The following is a 24,006-nucleotide window of genomic DNA, read 5'->3' as shown; positions in this document are numbered from 1 at the left end:
AGAAGGTGGAGATGAAGATGAATGTATATGCGAACTTACTTCCTTTTATGAATAAAATTGATGGAGCCGATGCCTTTATACGTGAATGGAATGGGGGGATAGAGATTTCGACTGATGGTCCCCATTGGCATGGGAATACGGATTGGGACCGGGAGCAGGAACGATTTGAATCGTTTCGTGGTGATATGGGAGTTCACTTGCCAATTTGGGAGCTCAATCTGGCGTCGATACAATTTCCGGGGCATGCGGCATATTCGTTTGATATGTACCGAACTTATCTGGAATGGGCGGCAGGGTTTGCAAGTCATGCGGTACTCCATACCCATTTGTACGCATCACCTCTCTTCCACAAAGAAGAAGCACAGATGAGGTCGCGGCACTACATTAAGCAACTAGGAGAGGTTGCGAAGCAAAATGACATTACGCTCTTTGTCGAAAATGTGGGCTTTCACGACAAAATGTTGTTTGACGAGCAGGAATTTGTGCAGTTATTTGAGGATATACCGACGATTAAGGCGTTGCTTGATGTTGGTCATGCGACGATTAATAAGTGGGATATTCCGGCGGTTATTAAAGCGCTTGGAAGAAACTTAGGTGCGCTTCATTTACACGATAATGACGGCAAAGGGGATTTGCATTTGCCGATTGGTGCCGGTGTAACAGATTGGACAAGCATTTGGGCTGCGCTTGATACATTGTCTCATTCACCGAAGTTGATACTGGAATATGAAGAAACGGCACCACTGGAAGTGATAAAAGAACACGGAAATCAATTAATGCGTGAGGGTAAAGTAGCGGAGCCGTCAGCTGTATGAAAGCTCGTCCAATACAAAGAGGGATTAAGCGGGCGAAGCCGTTTCTTTTCATTGCGCCGGCCTTGTTGCCGATATTCCTCTTTATCTTCCTCCCTCTTGGTCGGTCGATCTATTTGAGTTTTTTAGAGTGGAATATGGTCAGTCCAACAAAAACATGGGTCGGCTTTGGGAATTATATCGAGTTGTTTCGGAATCAAGAGTTTGTGAAGGCGGCTTTAAATACCTTGTTGTATATGGGAATGTTGCTTGTGTTGATCTTGCTTTTGCCATACATCATTGCGTATGGTGTGACGCAAGTGCCGCTTAAGTTTCAGCAGTTTTACCGGGGGGCTTTGTTTGTGCCTCATGTGCTGTCTCTAGCTGTCGCCTCAGTTATCTTTTTATGGATGTACAATCCATTAATTGGATCTATTAATGAGATTCTTGCCTTCTTCCAGTTGCCAGCTGTTAATTGGTTAAATGATTCAAGTTGGGCGCTCCTTGCAATTACGTTCGTGGTGGCTTGGAATACATTTGGGTATCACTTTATCGTCTTGCTTGCGGGAATTTTAAGTGTGCCAGAGGAAGTAAAAGAATCGGCGCGTGTTGAGGGGATGAAAAGTTCGTTTGGCATGTTGCGCCGAATTGTGTTTCCACTAACAGGACCGACGATTTTGTTTGTGTTTGTGATGACGACCGTGATGGGCATTCAGTTCGCCTTTGTACCTGTTCAAATGTTAACGAATGGTGGGCCTGATCAGTCCACAACCAACCTTGTTTTTTTAACATACCAATACGGTTTTCAATTTTTTCGTACGGGACTCGGATCGGCGACAGCTGTACTAACTTTCTTATTTTTTGTGGTACTCATTCTTTTGCAGGCAAAATTGCTTGATCGGAAGGTGCATTATGAGAGTTAAAGGGTGGCATTTATTGCTGATTGTGTGCTTGTTGCTTAGTTTCTTTCCTATGTTAACGATGACTGTTACGGCCTTTCTTGAGACGGGCCAGTTGTTTTCAGGTGGGATACAACTCATACCGTTTCCTCCAACAATTGAGCATTTTACCCATGTGTTTGAAGCGGTGCCAATCTTACAGTATATGGGGAATTCGTTTTTTATCGCAACGGTTGTAACGGTTGTGCAACTGTTTACAAGCATCCTCGCTGCGTATGGCTTTACGCAGTTTACCTTTCGAGGTAGGGAATTTCTATTTTACCTTGTAGTTGCTAGCATCTTAATTCCGATTCAAGTGACGATGTTGCCAAACTATATTCTTTTAAGCGATTTTGGGCTAGTCAATACGTATGCGGGGTTAATCTTGCCACAAATTGCAAATGGAATTGGTATTTTCCTATTAAGACAATCGTTTAAATCAATTCCTGCCAGTTTAATTGAATCTGCTCGTGTGGACGGTGCAGGCGATTGGCGTCGGTTATGGAGAATTTTATTCCCGTCGGTTAAGCCTTCTGTGATTGCACTTGGGATTTTGTTCTTTATTACAACGTGGAATGAATACTTATGGCCGCTATTAATGATAAATGACCAGCAATTGATGACGATGCCTTTGGCTTTGCAGGAATTTATTAGCGCAGAAGGCGGTACATCATGGGGACCAATGATGGCGGTAGCCTTTCTCGCCTCAGTGCCACCGCTTGCTGTCTACTTATTATTACAACGCCATATTATGAGCAGTTTTTTACATACGGGGGTGAAGTAGTGTGAATGAGGACAAACAAATTGTCTTTAAACAAGTCGAAAAGTCATTTGGCCAAACGAAAGTGATCCCATCAATGAATCTCCAAGTAAACAGTGGCGAACGCCTTGTTTTACTAGGTCCTTCAGGCTGTGGGAAATCAACATTAATGCGTCTCATTGCTGGTCTTGAAGAACCAACATCTGGAGAAATTAAGATGGGTGGAAAATCAATGGCCGGGGTTGATGTAGCTGATCGCAACATAGCGATGGTCTTTCAAAATTATGCTCTCTATCCACATATGACCGTGTTTGATAATATCGCTTTCTCTCTAACGATCAAAAAACAGAAGAAACAAGCAATCAAAGAAGCAGTCGAACATGCGGCGAACCTGGTGGCGCTCAACCCGTATTTGCACCGGAAACCCGCGGAGCTTTCTGGTGGGCAACGGCAACGTGTGGCTTTGGCACGAGCTGTTGTGAAACAAGCACCCTTTTTCTTGCTTGATGAACCGTTATCGAACTTGGACGCCTTGTTGCGTGTATCAGCACGCAATGATTTAATTGAGCTCCATAACCGTTTGAAACAAACGATGGTTTATGTAACCCATGATCAACTTGAAGCAATGACGATTGGCCACCGTATTGTTGTGATGAATGACGGTGTGATTCAACAGATCGGAACGCCAGAAGAGATTTATGATACCCCAGTAAATCGTTTTGTCGCCACATTTATTGGGACGCCACCAATGAATCTTTTACCAGTCCATTTATTGGAAGGAATGCCATTCTCAATACCAGCAAGTCATGACCTGGTTGCTGAAATAGGTATACGACCTGAACATATCGAGTTGCATGAACAAGCTGGTAAAGGAAAAATGACAGCATTGTACGTACGTAAAGAATATATTGGCTCTCGCTATGTGTACTATCTTGAAATGGGGAAAACGGTTATCCAGGCAATAGGCACCGGAAAAGAGATGCTTACAGCTGGTGATGTTGTAGGTCTTTCAGTAGACCCAATTCATATTCACTGTTTTAATGAAAAGGGTAATCGACTTGGACAAGAAAGAAAAGAACAGAAACAGTTTGTCAGTAACCTTTAATGAATGAACCATCCCCCTTCGAGAGTGCGGATGGTTTTTTTGATTGTCGTAACTTTGCGTCAGCGGTATGCTGGTGCTGCATAAGCGTCGGCGTTCTTTCTTAAACCTCTTGCCGGTTGCAACGATGTTTGGTGCTTATTTTCCCCTCAAAGAAACGATCGCTTCCATGTATGTGCTTGGGTCAGTTATCGTCATTGTTGGTGTTTTTCTCGTGATGAGAGGGGAGTCGATCGTTAGAAAAAAGGAGTAGGCCATAAGAAAGACGAATAGATATAGGGCAAGTGGGTGACATGGTGCTCTTTTCAAAGCTATGATAATACGTATGAAAAATTTGAATCAAGGATCTGAAGATACATATGTTAGAGGAGCGGACATTAATGAAGAAAATGGTAGTGCTTTTAGGAACAATTGTTTTATTAACAGCATGTAGTGAAGCGAGCGATGACACCTCGGTAATCAGTCCAAAAGAATTAAATGAGAGCGAGAAGCGTTATTTGGATATTGGTACCGAATATGCGTATGTCTATGAGACAAGTGATTTTCCGGATGATTTATCTACTCTCAACCTTGATCTTCATGCATATCAAGGTGGCGAGAAGTCAGAAGAACGATCAAGACAGCTTTTTGGTCTTAAGGCCGAAGAAGGAGAATCGTTGTTTCCAAATGAGGCTGAAGAGCTGGTTATTAGTCTTAGTGCATTTGAGGTGAACGAAGAAGAGTCGGAAAGTGTTTCCTATTATTATGATGTGTCAGTCTTGCTCGGGAGCGAAGATGGGTACACAGAGTATAATGGGAGTGTGGATGTGCCAAAAATAGAATCGCTTGCTAGCCTGGCAGATGGCGATCTTCGCTTAGAGAACACGAGTCAAAACATATTTATTTACTTTGAAGGATCTGAAGTATCAAGTGGAGTGAGTAGTGATCAAGAATCGTTAAACCATTTAATCAATGAGTCAGAGCTTGTCTATGTGTTTACATTAACTTGGGAATAGAGAAGGAACGCCGGCTGGCGTTCCTTCTATTTTACGTTTTATCGCTTGTTGTGGCTTTTAAACGAGCTCATAAGAATTTTTTGTGATTCGTCTAAAAGTGATGTGTTGTGGGTATTTTTTTTTATTTTGTTACCGCCAATCGTAGGAGAGGAAATTTGGCACGTACGCATTGCTGCCATTTCCGAAGTCAACGTCAATTGTGTTATAAAAAGCATTTATTGTGTCATCCACATCCCAAACTCCTAAAATAACATGGTAACCAGTCCGTTCAGGAACATTGACCGTATGGTTCACTTTTTGATTTGGACGCGCACCCCCATCACTAACTTCATAGAAAGGCTCTAGCTCAAACTGGTCTCTTGTTAATGGCTGGTTCGGGTCCCAGTCTTCTTTTGTAATATAGTAATGCCACTTATCGGTTGAATGCATCGCCGTAAGGTGCCAAGTAAATGTTTGCTCGCCTGGAGAGATGTTTACTTTTGCCCATCTGTCTGATGTTTGTTGGTCTAGCTCTGGGAATGCTCCTCCAGCAGATGCGATTTGACCATCTGGAACACTTGGTCCTGGGAATCCTTTTGGAGCCTCCAAGCTTTGTGGTTCCCACTGAATGGCCCCACAATTGACGTTTTCACCTTGGTTACACAAAAGGGAGCGTGAACTTGGTGATTCAATATATCCATGTGCAGAGGCTACTTGAGTTCCTACGGCAGAAAACATTGCAACTGCCGCGATCGTTGCACCAATGGACTTACCTGCTTTCGTTCTCATCATCAGTTTCAATTGAAACGACCTCCTTGAGTATAATGTTATAATGTTACTAATTGTTTCATTCTTCTTTTGATCGTTCATTCCTGTTTACGATCGATTTTCCCAACATAGAAAGGTCTGTTTAAGTCAATTTTCAATAGAAAAGGCGAGTTTTTGTGTTTCAAGAAGCTTGTACGAACATGGAATGAAGGAAAAGCGCACTGAATGAGTAAATCATTGCATCAAAGGGGAGCAGGCGAGGCATAGTAAGCAATACTTGCCATCTTATCGTGTTTGGATGTGGCGTACATAGGGGGGGAGTCTCGACCTACGCTTATACTGAAGGCGGAGTTTGAGCGGTTATTGGTACTTGGGAAACGAGTAAGTGATTCGTCCACCGTACGTTTCTGGCTACCTGCTTGTTGGTAGGGATGGTAATGAGTACGAACAAAACCAGCGCTTCACAAAACATGTCAGCAGCTAGAGAATTGAGGGTTATAGCAATAAAACAAAAACCAACACGGCTGATTTCAGCCGTGTTGGTTTTTGTTTTAGCCAATCGTATCGTCAACTTCACCATCTACCACTTCGATATCTTCTGGTACTTGAAAAAGAGAGGCGTCAAAATCAGGATTGACCTCGTAATCAACAACCGTATCTATTCCTCCACCTTCATTGCTGAATTCACCGTCTGGACTCTCAGAAGAAGAATCGAGGGTTCGCTTAATTTCAAAGAATGTGTCCTTATCAAACCAGTATTCTGTTATTTCACCGTCTTGATCCGCTTCAATGTGGTAGGTGTCATAGCCATTAATCGTTTCTTCGCCAACAAGATTTAGTTCGGCATCTTCAAGAATCGCTTCATACTCCTGACGATGCATATCAAATGAGAGTGATTCCTCACTTAGAGGGTTTTCATAGCGAATGGCCTCGTTATCACCTTCCTCATATGTAATCATACAAGCTGAATCTTCTGAATCCGTAAAGCTATAGGAAGTAGGCATCTCGTCTTCTACCTCTTCTTCGCCTTCTTCATTGACAACCATGTTCATACCGATTTCCGTTCGCTGATAAAAACCGTCCTCTTGTTGAAACTGCCATTGCTTGTCAGAAGTCATCATATCCACATTTGCATCGTTCATATCTTCATCTTGTTCAGGCGTATCAATTTCTTGATTTAAACTGCCTTCACGCTCCACATGAAGGCTGTCAAGATCATCATAAAAAGCGACTGCTTCTGTAAGAATTTCTTCAGCGGTCATATCCTCTGCTTGTTCTTCGGTGTTTGCCTCAGTTGATTCTTCGCCATTCGCTTGGTCATTTTGTTCTTCGCTATCTTCATTGTCACCGCAAGCGGCGAGCATGATTGTTGTGCTGCATAAAGCAGCAATTAATGCTTTATTCATTGTCCCACTCCTTTTCTTTATCTCTAATCTATGTACCTTACTGAATGCTCTTCCCGTGGAAACAGAGAAATAAACGTATTGAAATAACTAACAATCATTTTATTATTTTCCACTAAAGAGACCATGTAATAGACGTCGGACGAGCATCGTATTGACTTAAGAGTTATACTTAATAAGCTTGCTGAACGATTTAGGAGGCATTGGAGGATTTAAGATGAAAGTGAAACTAACAAATGTTCAATCGAGGAAATTAATTGAGTTAGTTGAAGGCGAAATTCAAGCGCTGAATAAACACTATTTCAAGAATGGCGCGTATGAGCCGGAAACAGTGAGAGAAGATGTGGAAGATTACGAAGAGATGATTGAGGCGTTAAAGGGATAGATATAAAAGATAAAAAGCCAGACCACGATTCAGTGTCTGGCTTTTTTCTATTCTAGATTTGCATGTTTGCCATACATTTGATTTGAGTTAAGTCCTTTTTTCTCCATAAACCGCAAAATGACTGCATCATAAAACAAAAGCATTGCTTGTTCAAAGAGGGACCCCATGGGCTGGATTGTGTTGTATTCGCCACCGACTTGATCTTTTGGTGCGCCGGCCAGTGTAACCGTTAGATCAGCTAACTTGCCGAGGGTTGAATCTGGAGAGAGTGTCACCGTCGCAACGGTTCCACCAAGCGCTTTCGCTTTTTCAACAACGGGGATGAGCGTTTTTGTTTCACCTGATCCAGTACCAACGATTAACAAGTCTTCTTTCTCAAAGTTCGCTGTCACTGTCTCGCCAACGACGTACGCATTAATCCCCATATGCATCATCCGCATAACAAACGCCTTGCCCATCAACCCAGAACGGCCAGCACCAGAGACAAATACTTTATTTGCAGCGAGTATCGCATCCACTAATTGCTCTGCTTCCGTTTCAGAAATGGTGTCAATCGCCACACGTAGTTCGCGAATAATCTCGTGAGCGTAGTTTGCTGTTTTCATTGATTAACCTTGGTTGATCAAATCTTTGATTTCTTTGGCGGCTGCCTTTTTATTCTCTTTTGTTGTAATACCGCCACCAACAACAATAAGGTCAGGTTTTGCTTCAATCGCTTGTGGCAGTGTTTCAAGCTTAATGCCGCCTGCGATGGCCGTTTTTGCTTGTTTTACGACATTTTTTATTGTACGAAGGTCCGCGAATGAATCTTTTCCTTCTGCTTGTAAATCGTAACCTGTGTGCACACAGATGTAGTCAGCACCAAGTGCATCCACTTCTTTTGCGCGGGTTTCAATATCTTTTACCGCAATCATATCAACAAGAATTTCTTTTCCTTGTTTTTTCGCTTCTTCAACTGCGCCACGGATTGAACTATCTTCGGCAGCACCAAGAATTGTGACGATATCTGCTCCTGCGGCAGATGCTTGACTTACTTCGTAACCTGCAGCGTCCATAATTTTAACGTCAGCTAAAACAGTTAAGTGAGGGAATGCTTTTTTCATCTCACGAACAGCGGCATGCCCTTCGCTATTTATAATAGGCGTTCCAATTTCTACAATGTCAATGGACTCTTGAACCTCAGATACAAGTTCAATTGCTTCTGGAATGTTTACGAGGTCTAATGCTAGTTGTAATTTCATAAGTGATTCGCCCCTTTGTTCGAGTGTCAGTTCGATTTCTCGACTGCACAATTCACAGTATAAACACTATAATGTATTTACGTAAGTACGCATTTTTATCGCACATAGTGATAAAAAGTATACCGTCTGATATGCTTGCGTTTGAGAGGTGATGGATATGCCTAATTTAGGAGAAAGAACGTTTAACTGTGAAAAAGAGCTAACCTTGTCTGTTATTGGTGGGAAGTGGAAAATGCTTATTCTATGGCATTTAGGAAAAGAGGGAACCAAGCGATTTGGAGAATTAAAATCACTTATGCCGGGCATCACACAACGAATGCTTGTGACCCAGCTTCGTGAACTTGAAGATCATTTAATTGTCGATCGAAAAGTGTATCCGGTTGTTCCTCCGAAAGTAGAGTATTCATTAACGGAACAAGGAGAGAAGCTGTTACCCATCCTTGATGCCATGTATGAATGGGGGAAGAATTACATCGAAGACGTATTAAAAGAAGAGAAGCTTCCTGTGAAAGAGGGAACAGGGAAGGAATAAGACCAAGCCGCAAGTAGTCACTATTACTTGTGGCTTGTTTCATTAATGGGAACGACTAATGAAATGCCATACTCTTGCACATACTATATTCATCTTGTATGCAAAGGGGTTAATCAGAATGGAACCACGATTTAACGGAAAGACGGTACTGATTACTGGGGCAGGGTCCGGGCTTGGACGCGCGGTCGCTCTTCAAGTAGCGAAAGAAGGTGCAAAACTTTCGCTTGTGGATGTAAATAAGGAGTCACTTGAAGAATCGAAACAGCTCATTCACACAGATGTGCCTGAAGCAGACATCATCCTTATTACGGCTGATGTCTCAAAAGAAGAAGACGTGCAAGCGTATGTAAAAAAAACAGTGGATACATACAATGAAATTAACGCCTTTTTTAATAACGCAGGAGTGGAAGGTAAGCAAAACCTGACCGAATCCTATGGTTCAGATGAGTTTCGGAAAGTTGTCGACATTAACTTGAATGGAGTCTTCTACGGAATGAAGTATGTCCTGGAAGTGATGAAGAAACAAGGAGCCGGTACAGTCGTGAACACAGCATCAGTAGGCGGGATTCGTGGAGTTGGCAATCAATCTGGGTATGCAGCTAGTAAGCACGGAGTTGTCGGTTTAACAAAAAATTCAGGCATCGAATACGGGCAGTATGGTGTGAGTATTAAAGCGATCGCACCAGGTGCTATTTTAACGAAAATGGTTGAAGGATCATTGCGACAAATAGGAGGAGACGATTGGGAAGCAACGGGTAAGGAATTTGTTAGTGTGAACCCAATGAAACGGTTTGGACAACCAGAAGAAGTTGGTTACTTAGTTGCTTTTCTGCTTTCTGACCAAGCGGAATTTATTAATGCGTGCGTCATCCCGATTGATGGAGGACAGTCCTACAAATATTAAAACAACGTGTCCAATGCGGAAAAAGGATTCACTCTTTTTTCCGCATTGGTTTTTTTGTCGTTTATGAGCAATCTGTAAGGAATGATTGATTTTAACGTGCATCCGTCTTTTTATCTTCTAAAATCGGTGCTTGCGGGTACTTTGCTTTTTCAACAAAAGCTGCAATCAGAACAGCGCTCATACCACCTGTCAATTTACCAATCATCATAGGTACAACCATTTCTTGATTCATGCTTGCGACAAAGCCAAAATGACCACCGAGCACAAAGGCCCCGCTTACGATAAACGCCATTGTGACGACTTGGCTACGTCGCGACATTTCTTTCATTAGGACGAAAGCCGGAATCGCATGAGCAAGTGAGGAGACAATCGCCGCAATTGCTTTGCCATCAAGGCAGGAGATCTTACCGAGCTTGTCGAATAGCGGGTGTACTGTTTTTGTTAGAAATGCAACAAACGGAAATGCGCCTGCTAATACAACAGCAATTGTACCTACGATTGCTAAACCTTCTTCAAACGGAGCCATGCCAACGAGTAAGGTGAAGTCAGTTAAGTGGTGCACGGCAGCAAGTGCGAGTCCTAATGCACCGATAATCTGGATGCTTTTACCGAACAAAAGGAATAACTTGACTGATAGCTCTGGTTTGAATGCGAGAAAACAGATAACAAGCAATGAAAAAAGAGACGGAATTAGTAAGTTTCGAAGAATCATGCTTACATCAAATCCAGCAGCGATACCTCCAATAAAACATCCGAGCGGAATGGTGCTAATACCAATCAACATTCCTTTTGCGAACGCTCCTGTATGTTGTTGTTCTACCATACGCAAAGCAATTGGAATCGTGAACACGATCGTTGGACCGAGCATAGTCCCTAAAAAAACCCATGAGAACAAGGCAGCATCTTCATCTAGTCCCATTTCTTGTGCTAATGCGTACCCGCCCATATCAAGGGCAAGTATCGTATTAGCAAATGAAGCTGGATCGGCACCGATCGCCACATACACAGGGGTGATGAAGGGGACGAGCACTGTGGCAAGGAGTGGGGCGAGAGAAATAATACCAACCATGGCAAGCGTAATTTGTCCCATGCTCATGATGCCGTCTAAAAAAGCTTTTCCTAAACCAAATCGATTGCCAATGGAGTAGTCTAATGCACCAAGTAAGATAAAGAAACTAAGAATGGAAAGAATGATTTCGTTAATAGCCATGGAATTCTCCTATTGTTTCTACTTTATTGTAACGATATCAAGATGCTTGATTTTATACAATGCTAGGTAGGGATTGGTAGAGCGAGCAATAGCGAAAATAGAAACCAGGACTATTGCACAAATATGAGAGTCGATAAGCACTTGCCGCTTTCTTTTCTTTGCCTTGGAATAGACTAACCTTATAGGAGGAAAAAGAATGGATATTAAACAAGACTTTATACCGGTAACCAACAACAATCGTCCTGGGTATGCAATGACTCCTGAATACATCACCATTCATGAAACAGCCAATCGAAGTGCAGGGGCGGATGCAGCGATGCACGCTCATTATGTAAAAAATCCTAGTACTGCAGTGAGCTGGCATTATACAGTTGATGATGGAAGTATCGTCTATCAACATCTACCGACCAATGAAAATGGCTGGCATGCAGGCGATGGGGGTCAAGGTACAGGGAATCGTAAGTCAATTGGAATTGAAATTTGTGTCAACCAAGGTGGGAACTTTGAGCGAGCAAAAAGCAATGCAGCTACTTTAGTACGAACATTATTAGATGAGCACAATCTCTCTATTGATCGAGTTGTTTTGCATCAACACTGGAGTGGAAAAAACTGTCCTGCAACGATTCTTAATTCTGGTGGTCTTGAAGGGTTTAAGGCACTTATTCCACCAACTGGGGAACAGCAGCCAAATACGCCAGCCCCAGCGCCACCAAACCAACCGGCGCCAAAAACTACACCAACTAAGCCAACAGCTCCAGCGAGTGGAGGCGGTATTGTGAATTGGATGAATACACAAGGTATGGATTCCTCTTACGCGAACCGAGCTCGTCTTGCAGCACAGTATGGAATTGTTCAATATCGTGGCACAGTAGCACAAAATACAGAATTATTTAAATCGTTGCAAAAAAGCCAGACACCTGCTAAGCCAATAGGAAATCAGACTACAACAAGCATTGTAACGTATTTAAATAGCATTGGTATTGATTCAAGTTATGCGAACCGAGCTCGTTTAGCAAGTCAACACAATATTACGAATTACCGCGGGACGGCCCAACAGAATACACGGTTGCTTGAATTGGTACGTGGCGGTTCAGCTGGAGGAGCACGTCTGAAAGCTCGTCAAGGTGAAGGAATTGTGGACTATATGAATCGAGTCGGGTTAGACTCATCCTATACAAACCGAGCCCGCTTAGCAACGCAATATGGGATTAAAAACTACAAAGGAACAGCTTCGCAAAATAATCAACTGTTAAACTTGATTTCGGGATAAATAAAAAAAACAGCCTCTGTTAAGAGGCTGTTTTTTGTGTTAAAAAAGGTTAATTATGCTTTTTCAACGTTTGCTGCTTGTGGTCCACGCGCGCCTTGCTCTACGTCGAAAGTAACTGCTTGACCTTCGTCTAAAGATTTGAAACCTTCACCTTGGATCGCAGAGAAATGTACGAATACATCGTCGTTTCCTTCGCGTTCGATAAAACCAAAACCTTTTTCTGCATTAAACCATTTTACTGTACCTGTTTCCATTGTTGTTGCCTCCTCGTGCATTCTATGCACAAATGTATTACTATCCTTGCCCAAAGCGAAACTCAAGACGAAAGTACAAATTCATACTATCCTGTACACCGAACAAAAATAATTTATCTTAATAGTAACAGAATAAATGAATCTTGGCAAGTGCTTGTGTTTTTTTTGGGTAAAAAAATGAGGAGATTTCACTTTAAAGAAAAACAGGTTTATCCTCAAGGGCTTGTGAGGCGTGTATTTTAGTCAAGGATAGCAAATGTTGGAGCGTTTATTATTAAGTTTATTGGTATTAATTGTATTTCTTTTTTTTCGGAAACAAAGCGCCACCTTTTTAATTGTTGGGTTCACATGTTTTGTTTTAATCGCTTCAATATTTGTTCAAACTGATCCGGATCAATTCCAGGGGCGAACATCTCAGGTTTTTCTTCAAAGTCAGGAATGGGTGCTCCTTCAGGCATTCCATCAATCACACGAAGCTGTTCGTTTGTCTCAGGATTCGTACCTTTCCATATTTGCCGAATATCCCGATATTCTGGTTCACCCCATGTATAAAGCACATTATATAAGCCTTTGTCCATATACTTGCGAGCGGCGTCAAATGCATTATTATCAGGGTGAGGAACAGGTAACATTTTACCAATGTCAATGCCAGTTGCCATTTTAATTGCCTTTGCATATGCGATAATATGTGTCCCACCGCGAACTAGTAAGTACCCGCATAACTCCCGGGCTGTTGGATTTGTTGTCATCTCGTAAACGCGCATCTTATGTGTACGTGCACCAATTTCCAGCGTGTAATTATGCAGCAGATCCTCAACCAATGCACCACTGTTATTTACGAAAGTACCGTTCCATGGTCGACCCATCCCGTCTCCAGGATAGGCAGTTTGTGCAGTGGTTGTGTAATGCAATGAATAGCGGTCATCTTTTCCGTTTTGAAGCGGAGCAGTGTCAGGGTCGCCAGGGAACGTATTACCATAAGACATTAAGTTAATTGCATTAGCAACTAGTTCTACATGACCAAATTCTTCGGCTGTAATACTCGCAATTAAGTCGTAAAACGGTTTAAACTTCTTCTTGCCTCTAAAGTTAAAAGATTGAAACATATAGTTGTTTAATGTGGACATTTCGCCAAACTTGCCGCCCATCAATTCTTGAACGGCCGCTGCTCCATTCGCGTCTCCATGTTCAGGACGTGGCAGATCGATAGCTAGTTTATTCACTCTTTTCATCATAGGCATTCCCCCCTAATTTCTTCATCCGTTCATTGTTATGCAATAGGGGGGATGTCTTAGTGTTCTTTATTTTGCAGGATAAAACCAAATAATTTGATCTGTTCGAATGTAAAAGGGTGTACCGCCCATTTCAACAACGATATGGTCCGGGTGTGCTGCGGTTAGTTTTCCAACAATCGATCCGCGAGTGGTTTGTATGCCAATTTTTATACCGATTTGTTCTTTTAATAACCCATATACATATGGGTCCGCTAAATGCCATTCTGTTTGATTGTTCATGTAGATGCCCCCTATCATTTTGTTCGTAAGCAGTATATGCACGGACCTTGGATTAGGGAAGTAGCCTAGCTAAATGAGAGAAATGAGCAGCAATGAGTGAAACCGTGGGAAGTTGCCTTATTGCTTTTACTGCAATCGCCTCCTATGTTACGATTCGTTGAAATCGTATTTTTTGGAGGTAATTCACATGAAAAAAGTAGTTGTAGCAGGTGGGCTTGCCTCGTTCCTTGCCGTTTCTGCATGCAGTGATGAAGGAAACAATGATGGTCAATCAAACACGGAATTAGAAGAAGAAACGGCAGCAGAGGAACTTGAACCAATTGATGTAGAAGAAACAGAGGAGGGCACATTTGAAGTATATAAACAGACTGATGGAGAATCCGTTGAAGCGGGGCCAGTTCATTTAGAAATAGAGCAAGCACTTGTAGGTACTGCACAATTAGATGGCTATATAGCAGCATTTACAAGTGAAGAGCAAATTGATTACATTCAACTTGATGTAAATGTGGAGAACACGTCTTCAGAGGATGTCCATTTCGCTTTTGGACATGCCAAAATGACCACTAACACAGGTGAAGAAGTAGAAGTTCCTAACATTGTCTTAAGTGATGAATCAGATCATGAATTACAAGGAAACGATAGCCAAAGCGGTTCTTTTATTTATCCATTGGAAGAAAGTACAGTTGCTGACATTCAAGAGCTCGAGTTTGTTTTTACTGGTCCAGGTGAGTCGGCTGATTCGGAACTACTGGCTGAAGATGTACACGTGAAAGTTGAATTCGAAGGATAATCAAAAGAAGACATGTTGCCATAAGCGGCACATGTCTTTATGAAGGAACGAATTGATGAAATCGTTTACTAAGTACACAACGTATTTTCGTTCCCTATAATGGCTTGTTCAATTAATTCGATCGTATTTCCATCTGGGTCCCGCATAGAAAAGCGAAGTTCACCTTGTCCGTTTAATCGTAGTTTCCCAATATCACCTAACTGTTTTACGTTTAAGACATTTGGCAAATGTGTATTGATGTTAACCACGTAAAAGCCGCAATACATCACTGTACTCTCACTCTTTTCGAGAAGGTGTAAGTCAACACCTCCATGACGGAGCGACGCAGATGTTTTTTCAAATTTCACTAATTGAAAACCAAGTTTCTCTTTATAAAATTGCAGGCTTACCATTAAATCTTTAACTGGAAGGCTAGGAATTGCTGCGATCATAGAAAAGTACCTAACACAAAAAGAGAAGGCTGTATCATAATGGCATGACCTCGCTATTAATAGTATATTTCCCAACTCGTTAAGTATAAGAACCATTGATAAAATAACTTGTTTCTTATATCGGCTATTGTTTTCCTGAATTTAACAACTATTTACTATTATCATTCAATTTTTTGGCTTTATAAGGCTGGGTATTTTTAAGCTGTATGGCCTCTTCTTAATGTCCACAATTGGTGGATCATTAGAATCGTCACAAAAATAGTCAGGTAGGTGAGCACCCTCCAACCTATTTGCATGTATGGTGCAATTGCTACAACAATAGTCGTGCTTGTTAAGAATGTTCGGTAATAAACCGATAATGCAATCGTTGCGCTTGCAATTAAAATAGTTAAACAGATTGCTTCAAAGAGCTTGCTTCGAGTCGTCCCTTTTTCTGCCTCGTATTGGTTATTCCAACCATCTTTTTTGTTCCTCGACCATTTATCAATCCATACTTGAACAAAAGTCATTAAATTGGCCCAGAGATAAATTTCCGCACTTACTAATGTAACCGCATAAAATAAATCGATCGGCCTTCGCATCGGTGTTTTTAAGGCGAGAACAAGGTTTAACATAGATGCAATAAGAATCGGGATGACCCAGAGCCAGTTCCATGAAAATTGATCCGTTATCAATGCGACACTTAGTAAAAGTAAAAGCAAGACTCTCGTTGAGAGGTCTAGTAGTTTTCTTAATTCCGAAGCCCATAATTTAGATAAATGCGTCGTATGGACATGAAGTTCTCGGTTCGTCATCAAATCCAATGTACCGGATGTCCATTTATTCCGTTGTTGACGAAAGGTGTGGTACGACTTCATCGCATCAACAAAACAACGGGCTGAGGGACTAATGAGTGTTTTCCATTTTGCTTTTTGCAGTTGCCACGTTAAGAGCATATCCTCAACATCGCTATCATCTTGCCATGGAGCATCTAGATTATTACGGTTAACAACGTCTTGTAAGGCTTCCGGGCGAAAGAGAGTTCCTTGTCCGCCTAACACATAAGTGCTCCCACCTTTGTATTGCATTGACAAGAGCCAGCTCGTCATGTCTTGCTTTTGTTGGTGTGTCCACCATCTGGTAATGGGGTTTCCGTATGTGCCGCTTTTGACTTTTTCTTCATAATAAGGATCGTCAGGAGAGAGTGTACTCATTTTCTTCGGCATGCGCATCGTGTACTTAGCCATCACTCCTCCGATGTTTCGCGCGCTCGTAAGTCCATTCCACAGGTGCATGAGAGCATTAGGGGCGAGGTGACTGTCTGCATCCATTCCTAAAATAGCTTTCACTGATTTGTTGTAAATCGTTTGGTAAGGTGTCATTTCATGTTGGTGTATAGCTAATAAATCGCCATAAAGGCTTTTCCAAGCTGCGTTTAAAGCGCCAACTTTTCGTTGCTTATTGTTTTCCGTGTGCAAGATCATGATGTTTAGGTTTAATTCTTCTCCAGCCCTTAAGGCGATTTCTGCGGTCCGATCCGTGCATTTATCGGCAATGACAATGATGTCTAATTCTAAGCTGGGCGGTAAATCTTGGTCTGCTAAACCTTCTAAACAGTCGCGAATTGACCGTTCTTCGTTATGCGCAGGAATAAATGCAACAATTCTTGGCCTCATAAAAGCATTTTTTACAACAGGAATAATGTACTCCCTCTCCCTAATCAATGACATGCCTCCAATTAAACATGAATTCCCTTTTAAAAAGGAATTTAATAATTATAAAGACCTATTACTAACGTAATGGTTCTATTATAATCCTGTCGGTTGGAAAGTGGCAATAGTTTTCGTAAGAATCGATCATTGTTATTTTTTCGTAGGGTCACCACAGATGTATAGGTTCACACGAGCGCCAACTTCTTTTTTTAATTGTCGGTTTGAAATGCTAATGGAAGCAAGACATCCTTTAACCCAATACTTATGGAAAACAGCTTGACGTTCGCTTTCCCCTCTATTTGAAACAGTCAAATGAATTAGTTTCATATAATGCTTAATATCTTGCATATCCTTTGAAAGAGTATGAAGTGCATGACGAATTACTTGTTGATAAACAATTGGGTACTTGATAGATGGAGCACGCCCTGATTCAAAGAAAGAAAGTTCACGCTCCAAAACACGGCGGGTGTAAAACGTATATAAATAAACATGGGCTGTATCAAATGCGTCTTGCTGAGGATCATCATAAATGTTATCGTCTGACCATAGAAAACTCTCACGAACATTGGCATTGGCTAAGTTCATTTTTATGCACCTCCTAGTTGTCAGTATATACACTATAACCGAATATATGTTCGTATAACAATCTTTTTATAGAAGAAGTATTTACCAAATGCGATTTCGTAAAAAAAGCGAACATAAAAGGAGTTGGTAAAAGATTGGCGAATGTTAAGGGAAAAGAAAGGTCACTTCATTTAAGGAGGGTTTAATGAACATAATTGCAAAAAAAAGAACCGTTCCGTGGAAGTTAAGAAGTCTTGAATCACTTGTGCGTCGACTTGAAGAAGGACATCCTAAAAAATCAGTCATTACAGGAGATATAGGGAAGCGTCAGTCTGGCTTTACAGGGGAACAAAATCTCGATTATTTTCTCTCATTTCTCCCCCGAGGAACAAAGTATCTCATACATCATGATTTGCGACTAAAAGTTCGTTTTGCATTTCAATTAGATACGCTCATATTGACCCCTTACTATGCGTTGATTTTAGAAGTGAAATATATGCCTGGACGTCTAAAATTCGATGGAGAAGGACAACTCTACCGACAGAAACAACAGCAACGGGATCTATTCGCCAGTCCAATTGATCAAACGTGGCGACAACAAGTCCAACTCCAACAATTACTTAGCCAAACCGCCTCCCTGTTACTGCCAATCTACAGCTACGTTGTTTTTACTTCACCCTACACAGAACTAGATTTAACCGACGCCCCTAAGGAAGCAGTGGAAAGAATAATTCGCGTGGAATCCCTCAGTAAAAAAGTAGAAGCATTAAATCAAACAAATACGCATCGTTTCGCAACCAATTCCCAACTTGAATGCCTTTCAAAGGTATTGATTGAAATGAATTCGCCTCTAATAAAAAGTCCGTTACCTACTTACCAAATTGACCCCGCTGAAATTAATACAGGCATTTATTGCCCTTCATGCTCCACCTTTTCAGTCTCACAAGAGTATTACCGGAAAATTTGGCAATGCCAAAAGTGTAGTGCAAAAGGAGTTGATCTCTTTATTGATGCGTTGCGTGATTATGCCCTCTTACATTCCCCTACCATTCAACTCAACGCCGCAAAAGAATTCTTACACATCTCAAGCACCAATAAAATGTACAACCTCCTGCGGAAGTGCGTAGGAAAACCTAAAGGACGGACGTACTCGTTACTCCCACTGTTGGAATAGGAGGAGGAAATCAGGATTGAAGGGAGGAGCTCAGACTTTGGGGTAAGGAGCTCTGGCTTCGTGGCGAGGAGCTCAGACTTAGAGGGAGGAGCTCAGACTTAGAGAGAGGAGCTCAGACTTAGAGGAGAGGAGGTCAAACTTAGAGGGAGGAGCTCAGACTTCGTAGTGAGGAGCTCAGACTTAGAGGAGAGGAGCTCAGACTTAGAGGGAGGAGCTCAGACTTCGAGAGAGGAGCTCAAAAGACGTAAGCAATAGTTAGCATCTAGCGTCATTATTTTTGCAACTTTAAATAATAGAAAGTAAACTTAATTCAGAAAAGGGGTGGTTGTATGAAGGTAAACACAGATAAGCATGTGTACATGTTTTCGAAAAATGCAATTGTTGCTACAACGGTTCGATCTGGTACAACGATAACGATTGAAACGCTTGATGCGTTCTCGAACCAAATAGTGGACGAGCATTCGACGTTTGATGAGATTGACATGAGTGCAGTGAATCCCGCTACTGGCGCGATTTATGTGGAAGAAGCTGAAGTTGGTGATACGTTAAAAGTTGACATTCATTCAATCGATCTGGCGGATCAAGGCGTCATGGCAGTCGCACCTACTCTTGGTGTATTAGGGGATGAGGTTCAGTTATTCCAGTCAAAAATAATGAAAGTCAACGATAAGGGAGTTCAGTTTAATGACCGAATCACATTGCCGCTGCGAAAAATGGTTGGTGTAATTGGCGTAGCTCCTGCTGGAGATGATGTATCCTGTGGAACACCAGGGAACCATGGTGGAAATATGGATAATACCCATATGACTGAAGGGGCAACGGTGTATTTTCCGGTTGCGACTAAGGGAGCTTTATTTGCACTTGGAGACGTTCATGCGACGATGGGAGATGGAGAAGTTTGTGTAACAGGAGTTGAAATTGCGGCGAATGTTACGGTGACATTGTCAGTGGAGAAAAGAAAAGTGGAGATGCCTTGGTTGGAAAATGAACAATCAGTCGAAGTGATCGCTTCGGCACAAACATTTGAAGAGGCAATTCAAAAAGGTGTGAAAGCGTGGTGTTCGCGTCTTGAAACAGAAGGAGGCCTTTCCTTTGATGAGGCGATGATGCTGATTAGTGCGTGTGGTAATACGGAAGTGTGCCATGCCGTAAATCCGTTAAAAACGGTTCGAGTGGTGATGGGCAAAGATGTATTGCGGCAAGTGGGGATGGAGTAAATCAATGGAATCTAGTTTATGTAAAAAGAGGAAGCGATTGTCATTCGTTTAAAGGAGAGCAAAAGAAACGGCCATTCGGTCGTTTTTTATTTTCCTTCTTTTTTTAAAAATCGGATGTTTTTTTGTTTTTTTAGGATTAACTTGTGACCGATGCTGGATTAACATGGGGATTAGATAAGTTGGGAGGGATTATTTTGAAAGCGCTTAAATTGATAAGTGTTGCTGTTGGTACAGCTATTGTTGCAACAGGTTGTGGTGGGAACTCTGGATCTGGTGACGATTCGTTGGTTGTGTATTCAACTCGGAGTGAGAACTTAAATGAGGCTGTAATTCCGAATTTTGAAAAAGAAACAGGGATTAAAGTGCAGTTAATTTCTGCAGGGACTGGAGAGGTTGTGACTCGGGTAGAGTCGGAACGTAACAATCCACAAGGAGATGTCTTGTGGGCAGCTGATATCACAATGCTTCATGATAAGACAGATCTGTTTGAAGAGTATGTGTCTCCTGAAGATGAATATATGATGGAAGGCTTTAAGAATACAACAGGTTATTTTTCTCCTGCTTTTTCGGATCCAACCGTCTTTATTGTAAATACGGACCTCGCTGGAGACCTAGTAATTGATAGTTTCCAAGATCTTTTAAACCCAGAGCTTAAAGGACGCATTGCATTTGGGGATCCTGTAAATTCGAGTTCTGCCTTCCAATCTCTTGTTGCGATGTTATATGCGGCGGGTGAAGGTGACCCAATGTCTGATCAAGCTTGGTCATTTGTAGAAGAGTTTCTCGGCAACTTGGATGGAAAAGTGCAAGGAAGTTCTGGTCAAGTACATCGGGGAGTAGCTGATGGTGAATATGTGGTTGGATTAACGTGGGAAGACCCAGTCATTCATTACATGCAAAGCGGTGCAGCAGTGGATGTTGTTTTTCCTGAAGAGGGAGTTGTCTACCCGGGACAGTCAATCCAAATTATAAAAGACGCACAAAACATTGATAATGCCAAAAAATTCATTGATTATGTGCTTTCTGAAGAAGTACAAAACCGTACAGGTCAAGAGTTGACTGTCCGTCCTCTACGTGAGGGAGTAACAATGGCTGATTACATGACGCCTCAAGAAGACATTAAATTGTTTGAAGAGTATGACGAGATGTTCATCATTGAAAATACAGATGATATTACAGCTCGTTATGTGGATGTATTAGAAAGATCAATGGACTAAAATGATTGGCATGTGGGGCTACTCTAGTACGCTTCCCATGCTTTTCGTTTCTACTGTTCGAGGGGAGAGGGAATAGATGAGTGTTGCTATTAATATTGATAAAGTAGTAAAGGTGTATGAAGATCATAAGGTCATAGATGGGTTATCTGTTAACATCAAACCAGGTGAATTGTTTACGTTACTAGGTCCCTCTGGTTGTGGAAAAACAACGTTGCTTCGAATGATTATTGGATTTAACACCGTTGATGGTGGAGCTATAAAAGTGGATGATCAAATTATAAATACAATCCCCGTCAATAAACGGAAAATGGGTATGATGTTTCAAAACTATGCCATTTTCCCACATATGACAGTGGCAGAAAATATTGCTTTTGGTCTTAAAACAAATAAAGAAGATAAAGCCACGATGCAGAAGAAAATTGATCACATTATGAATGTTGTACAAATACAAGACCATCATTCGAAAAAGCCGGAGAAGTTATCAGGTGGTCAACAACAGCGTGTTGCGTTGGCGCGTGCATTAGTGATTAATCCAAAAGTATTATTGATGGATGAGCCACTATCTAATTTGGACGCAAAGCTACGTGTAGAAATGCGTAATGCCATTAAAGAGATTCAGCAAGAAGTAGGAATCACCACTGTTTATGTAACGCATGATCAGGAAGAAGCGCTAGCAATTTCTGACCGGATTGCTGTCATGAATAAAGGTGTGATTCAGCAAATTGGAAGACCAGAATCGATCTATTTACGCCCAAATAACTTATTTGTTGCTCAATTTATAGGGACTTCGAATGTCGTAAAAGCAACGGTTAAACGACAAGAGGGAGAATCTTTTATTGTTTTTAATGAATACTATCGTGAAAAAATGACGAATCTATCTGAACATGTAACAGATAATCAAGAGGTATTTGTTTCTGTTCGTCCGCAAGAATTTTTGATTAGTAAAGATACAAACGCTATCTCTGGTGTTGTTGAAAGTACAATGTTTTTAGGAATTAACACGCATTATTTTGTGACACTTTCCTCTGGAGAACGAGTTGAAGTGGTTCAAAATATAGAAGATCACGCGATTATTCCTGAAGGGACAAAGGTGAATGTAAAGGTTAAGCCAACATTGATAAATCTGTTTGATACGGCGACAGAGCAAACGCTGATTAAGGCAGGTGAGTAATATGTTGCGCAAGGCATTTACTGGCTGGAATATCATTACACTTCTCATCATGCTATTTTTTGCTTTATTTATTCTCTTTCCAGTTATCCTTGTATTAAATAAAAGTGTTTATGATGCAGAGTCAGGACGTTTAACCCTTGAACACTTTGCTCACTTTTTTGACCGGAAATTTTATTGGGTAACGCTTTGGAATAGTATTAAAGTAACGATTGTGGCCACGTTATTGGCTGTTTTAATTGGTTTACCTCTTGCTTATATGTTACGTCGAGTGAAAATATTGGGTAGTAAAGCCGTTCAAATCTTAATCATTGTTTCTTACATTTCTCCTCCATTTATTGGCGCATATGCCTGGATTCAATTGCTTGGACGAAGTGGTGTTATAACAAAGTTTTTAAATGATACGTTTAATATGAGTTTTGATGGTATTTATGGATTTGCTGGTATCGTGCTAGTGCTAACATTGCAGTCTTTTCCGCTCATATTTATTTATATTTCTGGTGCGCTTAAAAACGTAGATAATTCGTTAATTGAAGCGGCGGAAAGTTTAGGTTATACAGGAATTCAGCGAGTCATAAAAATTGTAGTACCGCTCATTACGCCTACAATTCTTGCGAGTTCACTGCTTGTCTTTATGCGTGTTATTGCGGATTTTGGTACACCAATGTTGATTGGAGAAGGGTATCGGACGATTCCGGTATTGATTTATACACAGTTTATGAGTGAGGTTGGAGGGGACGCTGGGTTTGCAGCAGCGATCGCAGCAATCTTTATTATTGTCACAATTGCTTTGTTTCTTTTACAACGGATTATCTCTCGTCAATATTCTTATTCCATGTCGGCATTACGACCGATGGAAGCTCAAAAAAGTAAGGGGATCAAAAATGTCCTTAGCCACACCATCGTTTATTTTGTGACATTGCTGTCGATTTTACCTCAATTGGTTGTCGTATACACGTCATTTCTAGAGACGGTCGGTGGTCAAGTGTATACAGGGCGCTTTTCTTTGCAAAACTATGAAAATATCCTGTTTAACCGTGATCTTTCAATGATCTTAAATACGTATAAACTAGGGTTTTTCGCCATCGTTATTATTGTCGTATTAGGTATCTTTATTTCGTATTTGACTGTCCGGAAACGGAACGCGGTCACGTCAATGCTAGATACGATTTCGATGCTGCCTTTTGTTATACCAGGTTCTGTTCTCGGTATTGCTTTAGTGTTTGCTTTTAGTGAGGCACCTTTCTATTTAACAGGAACGGCGTTAATTATGGTGTTAGCATTCGTAATTAGAAGAATGCCGTATACGATCCGTTCGAGTACAGCAATTATTAGCCAAATTAGTCCAAGTATGGAAGAAGCAGCGATTAGTCTTGGTGCCTCAGAGAAAAGGACATTTTTCAAAGTTGTTGTACCAATGATGATGCCTGGTGTACTTGCGGGAGCGATTATGAGTTGGATTACGATCCTTGGTGAATTAAGTGCTTCAATCATTCTCTACTCTTCCAATACACAAACATTAGCTGTGTCTATTTATACAGAAGTGATTCGTGGGAATTTCGGGAATGCCTCTGCGTATTCGGCGATATTAACAATCACTTCAATCTTATCACTTTTGCTGTTTTTTAAGCTTACAGGAAAAAAGGAAATGAATTTATAACCAACGTAGAGGCTGCCTTTTATGATGAGAGGCAGCCCTCTGTTGTCT

General features: G+C 41.3%; 27 protein-coding genes. 16 read left to right on the top strand and 11 right to left on the bottom strand.

Features of this window, described 5'->3' with window-relative positions:
* The first annotated feature begins 17 nt into the window (after positions 1-17).
* From BK584_RS10875 to BK584_RS10855, 6 genes are all read left to right on the top strand, one after another.
* Positions 18-815: a sugar phosphate isomerase/epimerase family protein gene (locus tag BK584_RS10875; protein WP_169871192.1), complete on the top strand. Its 798-nt coding sequence runs from the start codon at positions 18-20 to the stop codon at positions 813-815.
* On the top strand, positions 812-1,714 hold the full coding sequence (locus tag BK584_RS10870; RefSeq protein ID WP_078392620.1) for a carbohydrate ABC transporter permease: 903 nt from the start codon (positions 812-814) through the stop codon (positions 1,712-1,714). Before BK584_RS10875 ends, BK584_RS10870 begins: the two co-directional genes overlap by 4 nt.
* The gene (locus BK584_RS10865) at positions 1,704-2,513 is read left to right on the top strand and encodes a carbohydrate ABC transporter permease (RefSeq protein WP_078392619.1); all 810 of its coding nucleotides are present in this window, start codon (positions 1,704-1,706) and stop codon (positions 2,511-2,513) included. The genes BK584_RS10870 and BK584_RS10865 overlap by 11 nt, the downstream gene beginning before the upstream one ends.
* Position 2,514: 1 nt before the next feature.
* Positions 2,515-3,594, top strand: coding sequence for an ABC transporter ATP-binding protein (locus BK584_RS25360; protein WP_281255748.1), 1,080 nt, complete (start codon positions 2,515-2,517; stop codon positions 3,592-3,594).
* Between the two features lie 73 nt (positions 3,595-3,667).
* Positions 3,668-3,844 carry a hypothetical protein gene (locus BK584_RS24570; protein WP_169871190.1) on the top strand — a complete coding sequence of 59 codons (177 nt, stop codon included), beginning with the start codon at positions 3,668-3,670 and terminating at the stop codon, positions 3,842-3,844.
* 127 nt (positions 3,845-3,971) lie between these two features.
* On the top strand, positions 3,972-4,586 hold the full coding sequence (locus tag BK584_RS10855) for a membrane lipoprotein lipid attachment site-containing protein (protein ID WP_078392618.1): 615 nt from the start codon (positions 3,972-3,974) through the stop codon (positions 4,584-4,586).
* 129 nt (positions 4,587-4,715) lie between these two features.
* On the opposite strand, the gene BK584_RS10850 is transcribed toward BK584_RS10855, so the two are convergent.
* On the bottom strand, positions 4,716-5,357 hold the full coding sequence (locus BK584_RS10850; RefSeq protein ID WP_078395559.1) for a lytic polysaccharide monooxygenase: 642 nt from the start codon (positions 5,355-5,357) through the stop codon (positions 4,716-4,718).
* Between the two features lie 527 nt (positions 5,358-5,884).
* A complete protein-coding gene (locus tag BK584_RS10845) occupies positions 5,885-6,739 on the bottom strand; it encodes a hypothetical protein (RefSeq protein ID WP_078392617.1) in 855 nt (284 codons plus the stop codon).
* A gap of 214 nt (positions 6,740-6,953) precedes the next feature.
* Here BK584_RS10845 and BK584_RS24565 point away from each other — a divergent pair, with 214 nt between their 5' ends.
* Positions 6,954-7,121: a hypothetical protein gene (locus tag BK584_RS24565; RefSeq protein ID WP_169871188.1), complete on the top strand. Its 168-nt coding sequence runs from the start codon at positions 6,954-6,956 to the stop codon at positions 7,119-7,121.
* Positions 7,122-7,168: 47 nt separating this feature from the next.
* Here the strand turns inward: BK584_RS24565 and hxlB are convergent, their stop codons facing one another.
* Positions 7,169-7,726 (bottom strand): 6-phospho-3-hexuloisomerase, encoded by a 558-nt coding sequence (gene hxlB / locus BK584_RS10840; RefSeq protein ID WP_078392616.1) that lies wholly within the window; start codon positions 7,724-7,726, stop codon positions 7,169-7,171.
* A gap of 3 nt (positions 7,727-7,729) precedes the next feature.
* On the bottom strand, positions 7,730-8,362 hold the full coding sequence (gene hxlA, locus BK584_RS10835; protein ID WP_078392615.1) for a 3-hexulose-6-phosphate synthase: 633 nt from the start codon (positions 8,360-8,362) through the stop codon (positions 7,730-7,732).
* 157 nt (positions 8,363-8,519) lie between these two features.
* Between hxlA and BK584_RS10830 the strand changes: the two genes are divergently transcribed.
* On the top strand, positions 8,520-8,894 hold the full coding sequence (locus BK584_RS10830; RefSeq protein WP_078392614.1) for a winged helix-turn-helix transcriptional regulator: 375 nt from the start codon (positions 8,520-8,522) through the stop codon (positions 8,892-8,894).
* Between the two features lie 118 nt (positions 8,895-9,012).
* Positions 9,013-9,798, top strand: a complete 786-nt coding sequence (locus BK584_RS10825; protein ID WP_078392613.1) for an SDR family oxidoreductase — start codon at positions 9,013-9,015, stop codon at positions 9,796-9,798.
* A 91-nt stretch (positions 9,799-9,889) separates the two neighbouring features.
* Here the strand turns inward: BK584_RS10825 and eutH are convergent, their stop codons facing one another.
* Positions 9,890-11,008 carry an ethanolamine utilization protein EutH gene (gene eutH, locus BK584_RS10820; RefSeq protein WP_078392612.1) on the bottom strand — a complete coding sequence of 373 codons (1,119 nt, stop codon included), beginning with the start codon at positions 11,006-11,008 and terminating at the stop codon, positions 9,890-9,892.
* A gap of 196 nt (positions 11,009-11,204) precedes the next feature.
* On the opposite strand from eutH, the gene BK584_RS25545 reads away from it, so the two are divergent.
* Complete coding sequence (locus tag BK584_RS25545) at positions 11,205-12,278, top strand: N-acetylmuramoyl-L-alanine amidase (RefSeq protein ID WP_078392611.1); 1,074 nt, start codon at positions 11,205-11,207, stop codon at positions 12,276-12,278.
* A gap of 53 nt (positions 12,279-12,331) precedes the next feature.
* Here BK584_RS25545 and BK584_RS10810 read toward each other — a convergent pair whose 3' ends face one another.
* From BK584_RS10810 to BK584_RS10800, 3 genes are all read right to left on the bottom strand, one after another.
* Entirely contained in the window at positions 12,332-12,532 is a 201-nt protein-coding gene (locus BK584_RS10810) for a cold-shock protein (RefSeq protein ID WP_054708693.1), read from the bottom strand.
* A gap of 344 nt (positions 12,533-12,876) precedes the next feature.
* Positions 12,877-13,767 carry a manganese catalase family protein gene (locus BK584_RS10805; RefSeq protein ID WP_078392610.1) on the bottom strand — a complete coding sequence of 297 codons (891 nt, stop codon included), beginning with the start codon at positions 13,765-13,767 and terminating at the stop codon, positions 12,877-12,879.
* 66 nt (positions 13,768-13,833) lie between these two features.
* Positions 13,834-14,046, bottom strand: a complete 213-nt coding sequence (locus tag BK584_RS10800; protein ID WP_078392609.1) for a YuzF family protein — start codon at positions 14,044-14,046, stop codon at positions 13,834-13,836.
* 187 nt (positions 14,047-14,233) lie between these two features.
* On the opposite strand from BK584_RS10800, the gene BK584_RS10795 reads away from it, so the two are divergent.
* A complete protein-coding gene (locus BK584_RS10795) occupies positions 14,234-14,836 on the top strand; it encodes a hypothetical protein (RefSeq protein ID WP_078392608.1) in 603 nt (200 codons plus the stop codon).
* A gap of 68 nt (positions 14,837-14,904) precedes the next feature.
* Here the strand turns inward: BK584_RS10795 and BK584_RS10790 are convergent, their stop codons facing one another.
* From BK584_RS10790 to BK584_RS10780, 3 genes are all read right to left on the bottom strand, one after another.
* Positions 14,905-15,267 carry a VOC family protein gene (locus BK584_RS10790; protein WP_078392607.1) on the bottom strand — a complete coding sequence of 121 codons (363 nt, stop codon included), beginning with the start codon at positions 15,265-15,267 and terminating at the stop codon, positions 14,905-14,907.
* 197 nt (positions 15,268-15,464) lie between these two features.
* Complete coding sequence (locus BK584_RS10785; RefSeq protein ID WP_078392606.1) at positions 15,465-16,976, bottom strand: glycosyltransferase family 2 protein; 1,512 nt, start codon at positions 16,974-16,976, stop codon at positions 15,465-15,467.
* Positions 16,977-17,108: 132 nt separating this feature from the next.
* On the bottom strand, positions 17,109-17,543 hold the full coding sequence (locus tag BK584_RS10780) for a YhjD family protein (protein ID WP_078392605.1): 435 nt from the start codon (positions 17,541-17,543) through the stop codon (positions 17,109-17,111).
* Between the two features lie 184 nt (positions 17,544-17,727).
* Here BK584_RS10780 and BK584_RS10775 point away from each other — a divergent pair, with 184 nt between their 5' ends.
* The 5 genes from BK584_RS10775 to BK584_RS10755 all read left to right on the top strand — a co-directional run bounded on the left by BK584_RS10775 (position 17,728) and on the right by BK584_RS10755 (position 23,958).
* Complete coding sequence (locus BK584_RS10775) at positions 17,728-18,696, top strand: nuclease-related domain-containing protein (RefSeq protein WP_078392604.1); 969 nt, start codon at positions 17,728-17,730, stop codon at positions 18,694-18,696.
* 329 nt (positions 18,697-19,025) lie between these two features.
* Positions 19,026-19,913: an acetamidase/formamidase family protein gene (locus BK584_RS10770; RefSeq protein ID WP_078392603.1), complete on the top strand. Its 888-nt coding sequence runs from the start codon at positions 19,026-19,028 to the stop codon at positions 19,911-19,913.
* A 194-nt stretch (positions 19,914-20,107) separates the two neighbouring features.
* A complete protein-coding gene (locus BK584_RS10765; protein WP_139365650.1) occupies positions 20,108-21,130 on the top strand; it encodes an extracellular solute-binding protein in 1,023 nt (340 codons plus the stop codon).
* A gap of 76 nt (positions 21,131-21,206) precedes the next feature.
* A complete protein-coding gene (locus BK584_RS10760) occupies positions 21,207-22,301 on the top strand; it encodes an ABC transporter ATP-binding protein (protein ID WP_078392602.1) in 1,095 nt (364 codons plus the stop codon).
* A gap of 1 nt (position 22,302) precedes the next feature.
* The gene (locus BK584_RS10755) at positions 22,303-23,958 is read left to right on the top strand and encodes an ABC transporter permease (protein ID WP_078392601.1); all 1,656 of its coding nucleotides are present in this window, start codon (positions 22,303-22,305) and stop codon (positions 23,956-23,958) included.
* The last annotated feature ends 48 nt before the right edge of the window (positions 23,959-24,006 follow it).

The organism is Shouchella patagoniensis, from assembly GCF_002019705.1.
Taxonomy (GTDB): Bacteria; Bacillota; Bacilli; order Bacillales; family Bacillaceae_D; genus Shouchella; species Shouchella patagoniensis.
Note: the sequence above shows the minus strand (reverse complement) of the source record. Positions and strands in the feature narration are given on the sequence as shown.